At 71.1% G+C, this 13,592-nt stretch carries 12 protein-coding genes; 9 read left to right on the plus strand and 3 right to left on the minus strand.

Going from position 1 to position 13,592, the window contains the following annotated elements:
• Positions 1–160: 160 nt before the first annotated feature.
• From rplM to HEB94_RS21400, 5 genes are all read left to right on the plus strand, one after another.
• Positions 161–604, plus strand: a complete 444-nt coding sequence (gene rplM, locus HEB94_RS21380) for a 50S ribosomal protein L13 (RefSeq protein ID WP_192751540.1) — start codon at positions 161–163, stop codon at positions 602–604.
• A gap of 67 nt (positions 605–671) precedes the next feature.
• The gene (rpsI, locus tag HEB94_RS21385; RefSeq protein WP_192756589.1) at positions 672–1,172 is read left to right on the plus strand and encodes a 30S ribosomal protein S9; all 501 of its coding nucleotides are present in this window, start codon (positions 672–674) and stop codon (positions 1,170–1,172) included.
• Positions 1,173–1,184: 12 nt separating this feature from the next.
• Positions 1,185–2,531 (plus strand): phosphoglucosamine mutase, encoded by a 1,347-nt coding sequence (glmM, locus tag HEB94_RS21390; RefSeq protein WP_192751541.1) that lies wholly within the window; start codon positions 1,185–1,187, stop codon positions 2,529–2,531.
• Positions 2,532–2,635: 104 nt separating this feature from the next.
• On the plus strand, positions 2,636–3,280 hold the full coding sequence (locus HEB94_RS21395; protein WP_192751542.1) for an MBL fold metallo-hydrolase: 645 nt from the start codon (positions 2,636–2,638) through the stop codon (positions 3,278–3,280).
• Positions 3,281–3,330: 50 nt separating this feature from the next.
• Entirely contained in the window at positions 3,331–4,350 is a 1,020-nt protein-coding gene (locus HEB94_RS21400; protein ID WP_337917880.1) for a GNAT family N-acetyltransferase, read from the plus strand.
• Between the two features lie 180 nt (positions 4,351–4,530).
• On the opposite strand, the gene coaA is transcribed toward HEB94_RS21400, so the two are convergent.
• Positions 4,531–5,544 carry a type I pantothenate kinase gene (coaA, locus tag HEB94_RS21405; RefSeq protein ID WP_192751543.1) on the minus strand — a complete coding sequence of 338 codons (1,014 nt, stop codon included), beginning with the start codon at positions 5,542–5,544 and terminating at the stop codon, positions 4,531–4,533.
• A gap of 109 nt (positions 5,545–5,653) precedes the next feature.
• Here coaA and glmS point away from each other — a divergent pair, with 109 nt between their 5' ends.
• The gene (gene glmS / locus HEB94_RS21410) at positions 5,654–7,501 is read left to right on the plus strand and encodes a glutamine--fructose-6-phosphate transaminase (isomerizing) (RefSeq protein ID WP_192751544.1); all 1,848 of its coding nucleotides are present in this window, start codon (positions 5,654–5,656) and stop codon (positions 7,499–7,501) included.
• A 75-nt stretch (positions 7,502–7,576) separates the two neighbouring features.
• Here the strand turns inward: glmS and HEB94_RS21415 are convergent, their stop codons facing one another.
• The gene (locus HEB94_RS21415) at positions 7,577–8,320 is read right to left on the minus strand and encodes a VIT1/CCC1 transporter family protein (protein ID WP_192751545.1); all 744 of its coding nucleotides are present in this window, start codon (positions 8,318–8,320) and stop codon (positions 7,577–7,579) included.
• A gap of 277 nt (positions 8,321–8,597) precedes the next feature.
• Between HEB94_RS21415 and HEB94_RS21420 the strand changes: the two genes are divergently transcribed.
• The 3 genes from HEB94_RS21420 to HEB94_RS21430 are packed head-to-tail and all read left to right on the plus strand — an operon-like array spanning position 8,598 to position 12,446.
• Positions 8,598–10,625 (plus strand): MFS transporter, encoded by a 2,028-nt coding sequence (locus tag HEB94_RS21420; RefSeq protein ID WP_192751546.1) that lies wholly within the window; start codon positions 8,598–8,600, stop codon positions 10,623–10,625.
• Positions 10,626–10,661: 36 nt separating this feature from the next.
• The gene (locus HEB94_RS21425) at positions 10,662–11,015 is read left to right on the plus strand and encodes a holo-ACP synthase (RefSeq protein ID WP_192756591.1); all 354 of its coding nucleotides are present in this window, start codon (positions 10,662–10,664) and stop codon (positions 11,013–11,015) included.
• Between the two features lie 6 nt (positions 11,016–11,021).
• Positions 11,022–12,446, plus strand: coding sequence for an NAD(P)H-hydrate dehydratase (locus HEB94_RS21430; protein WP_192751547.1), 1,425 nt, complete (start codon positions 11,022–11,024; stop codon positions 12,444–12,446).
• Between the two features lie 40 nt (positions 12,447–12,486).
• On the opposite strand, the gene HEB94_RS21435 is transcribed toward HEB94_RS21430, so the two are convergent.
• Positions 12,487–13,584 carry a P1 family peptidase gene (locus tag HEB94_RS21435; RefSeq protein WP_192751548.1) on the minus strand — a complete coding sequence of 366 codons (1,098 nt, stop codon included), beginning with the start codon at positions 13,582–13,584 and terminating at the stop codon, positions 12,487–12,489.
• Between the last annotated feature and the right edge of the window lie 8 nt (positions 13,585–13,592).

Consider the following 13,592-nt stretch of genomic DNA (forward strand, 5'->3'; position numbering starts at 1 on the left):
TGACCTCTCCGCCGCGCCGCGAGTATTCTGGGCGATCGTTGCGCCTGCTGGCTTGCATTCAAGCGTCGGGCGCACGCTCCGTCACGGAGCATCCTCGACACAAGACCAGCCGTGTCAGCATGGCACGGCTCACCACGACGAGCAGCGAAGGCCGACGACTGTGCGCACCTACAGCCCCAAGCCCGGCGACGTCCCACGCGAGTGGCATGTCATCGACGCCCGCGACGTCGTCCTCGGCCGGCTCGCGAGCCAGACGGCGACGCTGTTGCGCGGCAAGCACAAGCCGACCTACGCGCCGCACGTCGACACCGGTGACTTCGTCATCATCATCAACGCCGAGAAGGTCGCGCTGTCCGGCAACAAGCGCGAAACCAAGTTCGCCTACCGGCACTCCGGCTACCCGGGTGGGCTCAGCGCGGTTCCTTATGGCGAACTCCTGGACAAGGACCCCCGTAAGGCGATTGAGCGAGCGGTCTGGGGCATGCTCCCCAAGAACCGCCTCAGCCGGAAGCTGCTGAAGAAGCTGAAGGTCTACGCGGGCCCGAACCACCCGCACCAGGCACAGAAGCCGCAGACGTACGCCATCACCCAGATCTCGCAGTGACCGCTGCGCCAAAGTGAGGAATCTCGTGGCTGAGTCCACCACTACTCCTGTCGAGACCGAGGACGTCATCGACGACGCCCTGCCTGGCGCTGGCCAGTCGGGTGAGGGTGACGCGACCGTCGCCTACAGCTCTGAGAGCGCTCCCGCCCCCTCGACGACCGCGCCCCGGCCGGTCGCGATCGGTCCGGCCGCCGCGACCGGGCGCCGCAAGGAGGCCGTGGCGCGGGTGCGAGTCGTCCCCGGCAGCGGTCAGTGGCGGATCAACGGCAAGGGCCTTGACCAGTACTTCCCCAACAAGGTCCACCAGCAGCACGTCAACGAGCCGTTCGTGCTGCTCGACCTTGACGGGCAGTACGACGTCATCGCCCGGATCGACGGTGGCGGCGTCACCGGCCAGGCCGGCGCGCTGCGCCTCGGCATCTCCCGGGCGCTCAACGAGGTCGACGTCGAGACCAACCGGCCGCCGCTGAAGCGGGCCGGCATGCTGACGCGTGACCCGCGGGCGAAGGAGCGCCGCAAGGCCGGGCTCAAGAAGGCCCGCAAGGCTCCGCAGTACTCCAAGCGGTAAGCCCGCACGGTCGTGGGTCGCCTCTTCGGCACCGACGGTGTTCGTGGGCTCGCCAATGGCGAGCTCACAGCCGAACTCGCACTCGACCTGTCTGTCGCGGCCGCGCACGTCCTCGGTGAGGCGGGCGCGTTCGAGGGACACCGCCCGACCGCTGTGGTCGGGCGGGACCCCCGCGCCTCCGGTGAGTTCCTGGAGGCGGCCGTGGTGGCCGGCCTGGCCGGAGCCGGGGTCGACGTCCTACGCCTCGGCGTTCTGCCGACTCCCGCCGTGGCGCACCTGACCGACAGCATGGGCGCCGACGTCGGTGTGATGCTGTCGGCCTCACACAACCCGATGCCCGACAACGGCGTGAAGTTCTTCTCTCGTGGCGGGCACAAGCTCGACGACGCGATCGAGGACCTCATCGAGGCCCGGTTGCGGGAACCCTGGCAACGACCCACCGGCCCCGGCGTCGGTCGGGTCCGTGACGACGAGGCCGGGTTCGAGACCTACGTCGCACACCTCGTCGAGTCGGTGCCGCACCGGCTCGACGGCCTCCGAGTGGTGGTCGACTGCGCCAACGGCGCGGCCTACCGCACCGCACCGGAGACCCTGCGCCGGCTGGGCGCGACGGTCATCGCGATCCATGCCGAGCCCGACGGCCTCAACATCAACGATCACTGCGGCTCGACCCACCTGGAGTCGCTCACCGCGGCGGTCGTCGAGCACGGCGCCGACGTCGGTATCGCCCACGACGGCGACGCCGACCGCTGTCTCGCGGTCGACCGGCACGGCAACGTCGTCGACGGCGACCAGATCCTCGCGATCCTCGCCGTCGGGATGAAGGAGGCGGGCACGCTCGCCAACGACACCGTGGTGGTCACCGTCCTGAGCAACCTGGGCTTCTCCCTCGCGATGCAGCGGGAAGGCATCAAGGTCGAGCAGACCAAGGTGGGCGACCGTTACGTCCTGGAGGCGATGAAGGCCGGCAAGCTCACCCTCGGCGGCGAGCAGTCCGGTCACATCCTGTTGCTCGACCACGCGACCACGGGGGACGGGGTGCTCGCGGCGGCTCATCTGCTGTCCCGGATGGCGGTGACCGGTCGTTCGCTGGACGATCTGGCCGGGGTGATGACCCGGATGCCGCAGGTACAGATCAACGTCCGCAACGTCGACAAGGCCAGGGCCGACGCCGACCCGACCGTGCTCGCGGCCGTCCAGTCGGCCGCGGAGGAGCTGGGGGAGACCGGTCGGGTCATTCTCCGCCCGTCCGGGACCGAGCCGGTCGTACGGGTGATGGTCGAGGCGCCGACGTTCGAGCAGGCGCAGCTCGTGGCCGACGACCTTGCCTCGGTGGTCGAACACTCTCTTGCCCTCTGAACTCCTCTGCACAGAGTGACGTCGAGTCGGCCGGGCGGCAGCTGCCGCCCGGCCGACCGCGTCCTGGCGCCCGGATCTGACCCGACGAAGAGAGGTCTGAACTCATGCGGCTCACCAAGCTCCTCCACGCGTGCGTACGGCTGGAGAAGGACGGCTCGACGCTGGTCATCGATCCGGGCGTCTGGTCCGGCCCGGAGGCCCTGGCGGGCGCGAATGCCGTTCTGGTCACGCACGAGCACTACGACCACGTGGACGTCGACGGCCTGAAGGCCGCGCTGGCCCGCGATCCCGAACTTCAGGTGTGGACCCACGCCGGGGTCGCCGGAGCGCTGGCCGGCGAGGGGACCGACGGTCGGGTGCACGCGGTGAGCAGGGGCGAGCGGTTCGACGCCGCCGGCTTCGACGTCCTGGTCCAGGGCGAGAAGCACGCTCTGCTGCACCCGGAGATCCCGGTCGTCCCGAACGTCGGCTTCGTGGTCGACGGCGAGATCTTCCACCCGGGTGACGCGCTCACCGTGCCGGACCAGCGGGTGTCCACCCTCCTGCTGCCCGTCAACGCCCCCTGGCTGAAGGTCGGCGAGGTGCTCGACTACGCACGCGAGGTGGCTCCGGCCCGCGCGTTCGCCATCCACGACGCCTTGGTCCACGACCGCGGGGTCGCGGGCATCGACAACTGGCTCGGGCTCGCGGCATGCCCGCTCGGCGCGACCTTCACCCGGCTGGAGCCAGGAACCTCGGTCGACCTGTAACCGAACCAAAATCGTTGGCGCGGGTGTAGGGAGCGTGGCAGGCTCCCCGCGTGGAGAGTCAGGGACTGAAGGTCGTCGCGGTCGACCCGCACGACGCCACGGCGTTTCGTGCGTGGCACGACGCCGCCACGGCCGGCGCGGGCGCGGACCGGCCGGACCCGCCGGTGTGGAGCTACGCGGAGGCGGCCGTCAGCTACCAGCGGCCGAACTCGAGCTACCGGCGTGAGGTGTTCGTCGCCCTCGACGACGGGGTGGTCGTGGGAGCCGGTGAGCTCGGTCTGCCGTTGCGCGAGAACCCCCAGCTGGCGATGTTCGAGATCGACGTGCCGCCGGAGCGGCGCAACCGTGGCGTGGGTTCGGTGTTGTTCACCTATGTCACCGAGCGTGTACGCGCCGAGGGACGGTCGAGCCTGCTGACCGAGGTCAGCGTCCCGGACGGCATCGACCCCGCCGACTGGCCGGGCGTGCGTTTCGCGACGCGGCACGGCCTCACGCTGCGCAACACCGAGTTGCGGCGTCAACTGCGCCTTCCGGTCGACTCTCTGCACCTCGACACGCTGGCCTCGAAGGCCGCGCAGCACGCCTCCGACTACCGCCTGACGTCGTGGGCCGGCCCCTGTCCGGACGAGTACGCCGAGCAGTACGCCCAGCTCAAGGCTCGCCTCTCCACCGACGCGCCGTTGGGCGAGGTCGAGTACGAAGCGGAGGTCTGGGACGTCGCGCGGCTCCGCGAGAGCGAGGAGCAGACGATCGCCCAGGGCCGCACGCTGTACACGACGATCGCGCTGGCGCCGGACGGCGTGGTGGCCGGTCACACCCAGCTCGCGGTGCCGAACGACGACTCCGCCCGGGCGTTCCAGTGGGACACCCTGGTGCTTCCAGAGCACCGTGGGCACCGCCTGGGGCTCGCCCTGAAGGTCGCGAACACCCGCGAACTCTCCGCCGCGCACCCGGAGGTCGAGCGCATCGACACCTGGAACGCCGTCCAGAACGGACCCATGGTGGCGGTCAACGTCGAGTTGGGCTACCGCATCCTCGAGGCCAGCCAGGAGTGGCAGCGGGACCTCTGAGCCCTGTGCGAGCCAGTAGCGGTGTCCTCTTGGCGACGACGACAACGCCGCCAGCGTGGATGCGGGACCCGCTGCGGGGCTAGCGGTGTATCCGCGCCGCGATGGCAAGGCGGAGGAGGAGCCAATAGCGGTGTCCTCTTGGCGACGACGACAACGCCGCCAGCGTGGATGCGGGACCCGCTAGATCTTGCGGAGGCGGACGCGGGTGACTGAGTGGTCCGCGCCCTTGTGCAGAACGAGCCTGGCGCGGCCTCGGGTCGGCTGGACGTTCTGTTCGAGGTTCGGGCCGTTGATGGTGTCCCAGAGCCAGCCGGCCCGTGCGACCGCCTCGGCCTGGCTGAGGTCGGCGTACCGCCGGAAGAACGACGCCTCGTCCCGGAACGCCGTCTCGCGCAGCGCCAGGAACCTGCGGACGTACCACTCGCGTACGTCGGCCGGTGAGGCGTCGAGGTAGATCGAGAAGTCGAAGTAGTCGCTCACCGCGAGACCGCGTCGGCCGTCCTCGCGGACCCGGGCGGGCTGCAGCACGTTGAGGCCCTCGATGAGCAGTATGTCCGGAGCGTGTACCTCGAGCTGTTCGTCCGGAATGATGTCGTACTTCAGGTGGGAGTACACCGGCGCGGTCACCACGGGTGCGCCGGACTTCACCGAGACCACGAAGCGCAGCAACGCCCGCTGGTCGTAGGACTCGGGGAAGCCCTTCCGGTGCAGGATGCCGCGGCGTTCGAGTTCGGCGTTCGGGAAGAGGAACCCGTCGGTCGTGACCAGCGACACCCGCGGGTGGTCCGGCCAGCGAGCCAGGAGTTCGCGGAGTAGTCGGGCCACCGTGCTCTTACCGACGGCGACCGAGCCGGCGATGCCGATGACAAACGGTGTCCGAGTCGCCGCGGACAGGTCGTGCCCGGCGCTTGCCTGCCGCTCGGGCGCCGGGTCGCTCGTCAGGAAGGTCTGGGTGGCCTGGTGCAGTGCGCTGGTGGCCCGTACGTAGAGGTTGAGCAGGCGCGTCAGCGGCAGGTAGACCTCGCGGACCTCGGTGAGGTCGATCTCGTCAGAGAGGCCACGGAGCCGGTCCAGCTCGGTGGCGCTCAGGGGGAGCGGGGTGGAGGCGGCCAGTCGCGCCCACGCGGCCCGGTCGAGTTCGACGTACGGCGTTGTGCTGCCGTTCACATGTCGGGCGTCCCGGGTACGCTGCATGGCTCGATTCTTCCCTGAGGCTGTCGGCGCGGTCACCGCCCGGGGTCGAAGGGCCCCACTTGCCGGATGGTCGCTTGACGTTCACACCAGGTGGCTACCCTGATTCCCCATGTGCGGAATCGTCGGTTACGTAGGCGCGTCGAGCGCGGTCGACATCGTTGTCGACGGGCTGCGGCGCCTGGAGTATCGCGGGTACGACTCGGCCGGAGTCGCCGTCCCTGAGGGGGGAGGGGTCCGGGTCCGAAAGCGCGCGGGCAAGCTCGCCAACCTGCAGTCAGCGCTCGGGGAGGATCCGCTCCCGACCAGCGGCTCGGCCATGGGCCACACCCGCTGGGCCACCCACGGGGCACCAACGGACCCCAACGCCCATCCGCACATCGACTGTGACGGACGACTGGCGGTCGTCCACAACGGGATCATCGAGAACTTCGCGGCACTTCGTGCCGAACTGGAAGCCAACGGTCACCACCTCACCTCCGAGACCGACACCGAGGCAGTCGCCCACCTGCTGGAGGAGGCCTGGGAACCCAGTGGCCGCGACCTGGCCGAGGCCATGCGTCGTGTCTGCCGGCGGCTCGACGGAGCCTTCACCCTGGTGGCCGTCCACGCGGACGCCCCGGACGTCGTGGTGGGCGCCCGGCGCAACTCCCCGTTGGTCGTCGGCCGGGGCACGGGCGAGAACTTCCTCGCCTCCGACGTGGCCGCGTTCATCGAGCACACCAGGGACGCGATCGAGCTCGGCCAGGACCAGGTGGTGGCGATCACGGCGGCCGACGTGACGATCACCGACTTCGACGGCAAACCGGCACAGACCCGCGAGTACCACGTCGACTGGGACATCTCCGCCGCCGAGAAGGGCGGCCACGACTACTTCATGCTGAAGGAGATCGCCGAGCAGCCACAGGCGGTCGCCGACACGTTGCTCGGTCGGCTCACGCCGCGCGGCCAGCTCCGCCTGGACGAGATGCGGCTCTCCGACGACGAGCTGCGGGAGATCGACAAGATCATCATCATCGCGTGCGGGTCGGCGTTCTACGCCGGACTCACCGCGAAGTACGCCATCGAGCACTGGACCCGCATCCCCTGCGAGGTCGAGCTGTCCAGCGAGTTCCGCTACCGCGACCCGATCCTCAACCGTTCGACGCTGGTGATCGCGATCTCCCAGTCCGGGGAGACGATGGACACCCTGATGGCGTTGCGGCACGCCCGGGAGCAGCGGGCCCGGGTGCTGGCGATCTGCAACACCAACGGTTCCACGATCCCGCGCGAGTCCGACGCGGTGCTCTACACCCACGCCGGGCCCGAGGTCGGTGTCGCCGCGACCAAGACGTTCCTCACCCAGGTCGTCGCGTGCTACCTCATCGGCCTGTATCTCGCCCAGGTCCGGGAGTCGAAGTTCGGTGACGAGGTGGCCGCGGAGGTCGACCAGCTCGACCGGATGCCGCAGGCCGTCGAGCAGGCGCTCGGCACCATGGAGCAGATCCGGAGCCTCGCCCGCGAACTCGCCACCGCCAAGTCGGTGCTGTTCATCGGCCGGCACGTCGGGTACCCCGTCGCGCTCGAGGGTGCGCTCAAGCTCAAGGAGCTCGCCTACATGCACGCGGAGGCGTTCGCGGCCGGTGAGCTGAAGCACGGCCCGATCGCGCTGATCGAGGAGGACCTGCCGGTCGTCGTGGTCGTACCTCCGCGTGGACGTGACGTCCTCCACGACAAGATCGTCAGCAACGTCCAGGAGATCCGAGCGCGAGGCGCGCGCACGATCGTGCTGGCCGAGGAGGGCGACGAGTCGGTCACGCCGTACGCCGACGTCCTGATCAGCCTGCCGAAGGTGCCGACGCTGCTGCAGCCGCTGGTCGCGACGGTCCCGCTGCAGATCTTTGCCTGCGAGCTCGCGATGGCGCGCGGGAACGACGTCGACCAGCCGCGCAACCTCGCGAAGTCCGTGACCGTCGAGTAGCGCCGGGAGCGAAACCGCCAGGTCGGCGTCGCCCAGTGGCGGCGCCGACCTTGTCGTGTCACGCGACCCGGAAACCTAGAACGAGATGCCGCCGAGCAGGTGGCCGATGACGTACGTCACGAGCATCGCCAACGCGCCACCGACGACGGTCCGGATCGCCGCGGGGCGGGCCTTCGCGCCGCCCAGCCGGGCGCTCACCGCGCCGGTGAGGAGCAGGGCGACGATCACGGCGGCGAAGGTGACCGGCACGCGAGCCTGGGCCGGCGGGAACAGAATCGCCACCATCGGCAGCAGGGCGCCGACCGTGAACGCGACGAACGACGCGATCGCGGCGTTCCAGGGGCTGGTGAGTTCGTCGGGGTCGATGCCGAGCTCGGTCTCCGCGTGTGCGCGCAGCGCGTCGTGCTCGGTGAGCTCCTCGGCGACCTTGCGGGCGAGGTCGGGGGAGATGCCCTTCGCCTCGTACATCGCGGCGAGCTCCTCCAGCTCCTGGTCGGGCATCTGGTTGAGCTCCCAGCGCTCCTTGTCCAGAAGCGCCTTCTCGCTGTCACGCTGCGTGCTCACCGAGACGTACTCGCCGGCAGCCATGGAGAACGCGCCGGCGAGCAGGCCGGCGAGTCCCGCGATCAGGAGCGCGGAGCGTTCGACGTTGGCCGCGGCGACCCCGACGACGATGCCCGCGACCGAGACGATGCCGTCATTGGCGCCGAGCACACCGGCACGCAGCCAGTTCAGGCGACCCGTCACGCTTCCGATGTGCTGGTCCGGCTCGCTCGCGTGCGTTCCCTCGGATTCCTGCTCGGCCTCTACGTCGCTCATGAGGGGCACGTTAGCCGGGCACTGGCTACGTTCGGTAGCGAGGGGAGGCTAATCGAACCGCGGCTCGAGCCACGGTTCTGTCGCTCCCGCGACCGGGCTCCGGCGAGTGTCCCGGGCACTGGATCCGTGCTGGTCAACGGCCACGGCGCGCTAGCGTCGTCCGCAGCGCGAGCACCCGTCGGACCGGCCCCGCGGAGTGGGACTTTCCTCGTACGACGGGAGAAAGAGCACAACGCGGATCCTCACGCTGTGCGCCCGACGCGAGGAGATCTCGCACATGAGCGGCTCCGGCACGCCGACGATCGCGGCCACGAGGCCGCGGCCGCGCCGACTGGCCGCGAGCTTCATGGCCCTCATGCTCGCCATGCTGCTGGCAGCCCTGGACCAGACGATCGTCTCCACTGCGTTGCCCACCATCGTCAGTGACCTCGGCGGCCTGTCCCATCTGGCCTGGGTGGTGACCGCGTACCTGCTCGCCTCGACGGTCTCGACGCCGGTGTGGGGGAAGCTCGGCGACCAGTACGGTCGCAAGCGCCTCTACCAGACCGCGATCGTCGTCTTCCTGATCGGCTCCGTCCTGTGCGGGATCGCGCGTTCGATGGGTGAGCTCATCGCGTTCCGCGCACTGCAGGGCCTGGGTGGCGGCGGCCTGATCGTGCTCACCATGTCGGTCGTCGGGGACCTGGTCAGCCCCCGCGAGCGCGGCCGCTACCAGGGCATCTTCGGCGCGGTGTTCGGGGTCGCGAGCGTCGCGGGACCGCTGCTCGGCGGGTTCTTCGTCGAGCACCTGTCCTGGCGCTGGGCCTTCTACATCAACGTGCCGCTGGGGATGGTCGCGCTGACGGTGATCGCGATCGTCCTGCCCGCACGCGGCGTGCGCCGGTCGCACCGGATCGACTACCTGGGCGCGCTGGTCCTCGCGGCCGCGGCGACCTGCCTGGTCCTTGGCACCTCCTGGGGAGGCACGCGGTACCCGTGGGCGTCGCCGGTGATCATCGGGCTCTTCGCGGTCGCGGTCGCGCTCATCGTCGGGTGGGTGGCGATCGAACGCCGGGCCGCCGAACCGGTCCTGCCGCTCAGCCTGTTCGCGATACCGGTGTTCCGGATCAGCGCGGCCATCGGCTTCGTGGTGGGCTTCGTGATGTTCGGCGCCCTGGCGTACCTCCCGCTGTTCCTGCAGGTCGTGCACGGGGTGACGCCCGCGATGTCTGGCATCCACCTGCTGCCGATGGTGCTGGGGCTGCTGTGCACGTCGGTGGCGAGCGGGCAGGTGATCAGCCGAACCGGCCGCGACAAGGTGTTCCCGATCGTGGGTACGGCGACCATCACGGCGGGGCTGTTCCTGTGTTCCCGGCTCGACGAGCACTCGAGCACCCTGGCGACGAGCCTGTCGTTTCTTGTGCTCGGCGCCGGGCTCGGCATGGTGATGCAGGTGCTGATCACGATCGTGCAGAACGCCGTGGCGTACGCGGACCTCGGCGCGGCCACCTCGGGTGCGACGTTCTCCCGGTCGATGGGGGGAGCCTTCGGTACGTCGGTGTTCGGCGCTGTCTTCTCCAACCAACTCGTCGCCAACGTCACCGCCCTGCGGTCCGGTCCGCTGCCGTCGAGCTTCGATCCCGCCGCAGTCCAGCGCGACCCGGGTGCGCTCGGTGCCCTGCCGCCCGGAACGCGGGAGGCGGTCATCCACGCGTACGCCGCCTCGATCCAGAGCGTCTTCGTGTGGGCGACGCCGGTCGCGGTGCTGGCGTTCGTCCTCGCGTGGTTCGTCCGGGAGCTTCCGCTGCGCCAGACCGCGACCGCGGCTGATCCCAGCGAGGGTCTCCCGGGGCGGTGTGAGGTCCGCAGTTCGCGGGACGAGATCGAACGTGCACTGTGCCTGCTGATCCGGCGCGACGACCGGGCCAGGGACCTGTACCAGGAGTTGGGCCGGGCCGCGGGGGTCGCGCTGCCGGCCGGCTCGTTGTGGGCGTTGTGCAAGATCGCCAGGGAGGGACCGGTCGCCGAGGGGGAGTTCGCCGACCTCACCGGCGTGCGCGCGGAACGCGGCCGGCCCACTCTCGACCGGCTGGTGCAGGCGGGCTACGTCCACCGGGCCGACGGAGCGCTCACGATCAGCACGTCCGGCCGTGCCGCTGTTGACCAGTTGGTCGCGACGCGTCGGGCGGCGCTCGCCAGGCGACTAGAGGGCTGGTCGCCCGAGCAGCACCCCGAACTTGCGGACCTGCTGAGTCGGCTCGCCTCGACCTCCCTCGGTGACGACACCGACAGCGCGGTGTTCGGACGCCGCCACGAGGCGGTCTGATGCGAAAACGGGAGAGCCATGCGCGAGGATGGTCCGGTGATCGTCGGCCTGGGAATCGATGTCGTGGACGTCGCGCGCTTCGAGGAGACGCTCGAACGGACGCCCGGACTGCGGGCCCGGCTGTTCACCACCTCCGAGCAGGATCGCCCGATCGCGTCGCTCGCGGCGCGCTTCGCGGCCAAGGAAGCCCTGGCCAAGGCGCTGGGCGCCCCGGTCGGCCTGCACTGGCAGGACGCGGAGGTGGTCACCGACCAGGACGGCCGCCCCTGGCTCGAGGTGCGCGGCACGGTCGCCCGCCAGACCGACCGGCTCGGCGTCACCGGCATGCACCTGTCCATCTCGCACGACGCCGGCATCGCGTCGGCGGTCGTCGTCTTGGAGAAGGACTGATCATCGATGCGTACGGCACACACCGTCACCCAGATCCGGGCCGCCGAGGCCGCGCTGATGGCGACGCTGCCGGAGGGCACGCTGATGGAGCGCGCCGCGACCGGTCTCGCCGTCGCCTGCGCCGACTATCTCGGCGGCACCTACGGCGCCGGCATCCTGATCATCGCCGGCTCCGGTGACAACGGCGGCGACGCGTTGTACGCCGGTGCCCGGCTCGCCCGGCGTGGCGCCCGGGTGGACGCGATCCTGCTCGACCCCGCCAGGGCCCACGCCGGGGGCCTCGCCGCGCTGCGCGACGCGGGCGGTCAGGTCGTACCCGAGAAGTCTCGGGCGGACGCGGTTGCCCGAGCCGACCTGGTGCTCGACGGCATCGTCGGGATCGGCGGCAAGCCCGGCCTGCGACCGGCGGCCGCGGAGGTCGTCGCGTTGGTCGAACGCCACGGCGTGCCCGTGGTCGCGGTCGACGTGCCCAGCGGCATCGACGTCGACACCGGCGAGACCCCCGAACCCCACGTGCGGGCGACGGTGACCGTCACCTTCGGCACCCACAAGATCGGGCTGCTGGTGGACCCGGGCGCCACCGCGGCCGGTGCGGTCCACCTCGTCGACATCGGGCTCAGCCCCTACCTGCCCGAGCCGGCGCTCTCGGCCCTGCAGGCCGAGGACGTCGCGGAGCGGCTACCCGCGCCCGAACGTACGTCCCAGAAGTACTCCCGCGGCGTCCTCGGCGTGATGGCCGGGTCGACGCAGTACACCGGGGCCGCTGTGCTCGCGGTCGGCGGCGCGCTCGCCGGACCGGCCGGGATGGTCCGCTACGTCGGTCCCGAACAACCCGCGAACTTCGTCCGCGCCCGCTGGCCCGAGGTCGTCGTCGGCGAGGGGCGGGTGCAGGCCTGGGTCGTCGGCTCCGGCCTTGGCACCGAGCCCCACCGCGCCGAGGACGTCTCCCGCGTGCTCGGTAGCGGCCTGCCCGTCCTGGTCGACGCCGACGGGCTGCGCCATGTGCTCGGCCGGCTCGAGGGGCAGGTCCTGCTGACCCCGCACGAGGGCGAACTCGCGCGGATGCTCGACGTCGAGCGCGAGGAGGTGGCGACGCACCGGCTCCGCTCGGCCCGTGAGGCCGCGCGACGCTGGAACGCCACGGTCCTGCTCAAGGGTGCGACGACCCTCGTCGTCACCCCCGAGGGCGAGGCCCGCGTCAACACGACCGGAACGCCGTGGGTGGGCACGGCCGGCTCCGGCGACGTGCTGTCCGGCATCTGCGGTTCCCTGCTCGCGGCCGGGCTGTCGCCCCTGGACGCCGGGAGCGTCGGCAGTTACCTGCACGGGATGGCCGGCGTTCTCGCGTCACGCGGGGGACCGATCGCGGCCGAGGACATCGCTCGCACCGTTCCCGAGGCCTACCGCCGGATCCGGGCCGTCGCGACCTGAGCCGGGCCGCGACCCGGCCCTGGACGCGGGCAGGTCCTGCTCAGTGGCGCGGGCGTGGGTAGCCGATCGGCCGGGCGGAGGGATGGCGGTCGAGGTAGGAGCGCAGTTCGATGGCCGGCGTCCGGACGCTGGTCGCGGCGAGGATCGCGTCGACGACCGCGAGCGAGACGGCGTCTGCGGCGGCCGCCTGGACGGCCGCGATGCCGCCGATCTCGGCGGCGCCCGGCCAGGATCCGAGCGCACCGAGCGCGGGATCGATCTGGCCGGTGGCGAGGCCGAAGACCGCGTCCCCGTCGACGAGGGTGTGCGCCGGGCGGATCGCCCGGGCGATCCCGTCATGCCCGGCGGTGGCCATCCGGTGGGTCTGGGAGTGGCTCAGCCGGGCGTTGGTGGCGACGACGGCGAGGGTGGTGTTCAGCGGACCTCCGGCCGGCGCGGTGCCGGAGCCGGGCTCCCCGGCCGGGACCGCGCGGGCCAGGTCACGCGGGTCGGGCGTACGGGGACGGAGTGCCTCGTCCTCGACGAGGTTCGCGGCGAGCAACGAGCCCGACGCGGGTGCGCACGGGGAGCCGTACGCGTTGGCCACGACGAGCGCGGCGACCACGATCCCGCCCTCGAGCCGAATGCTCGCGGTGCCGACCCCGCCCTTGAGCGCGGGAAGGCTGAAACTCGCGCCGGTCCCCGCTCCGACGCAACCGGTCTGGACCGGACCGGCGCTCGCGGCGGCCGCGGCGGCGTAGCCGAGTTCGGCGTCGGGTCGCTTGCCGGGATCACCGCCCTTGCCGAGGTCGAAGACGACGGCGGCGGGTACGACGGGCACCACGGTGTCGGGTCCGACCCGCACACCCCTGCCCCGCTCCTCGCACCAGCGCTGCACCCCGGCCGACGCGACCAGGCCGAACGCGCTGCCACCGGTGAGCGTCACCGCGTCGACGGTGTCGACCAGCGTCCCGGGCGCGAGCGCGTCGGTCTCGTGCGTACCGGGGCCGCCCCCGCGCACGTCGACCGCTCCGAGCGTGCCGGGCGGAGGCACGACCACGGTGACGCCGGTGAGCCAGCCGTCACCGACGCGCTGGGCCTGTCCGACCAGAACCTCGGGTACGTCGGTCAGAGCGCCGTACGGGTTGGTGTCCTCCACGTTCTCCG

It is taken from the genome of Actinopolymorpha pittospori, assembly GCF_014873875.1.
GTDB lineage: Bacteria > Actinomycetota > Actinomycetes > Propionibacteriales > Actinopolymorphaceae > Actinopolymorpha > Actinopolymorpha pittospori.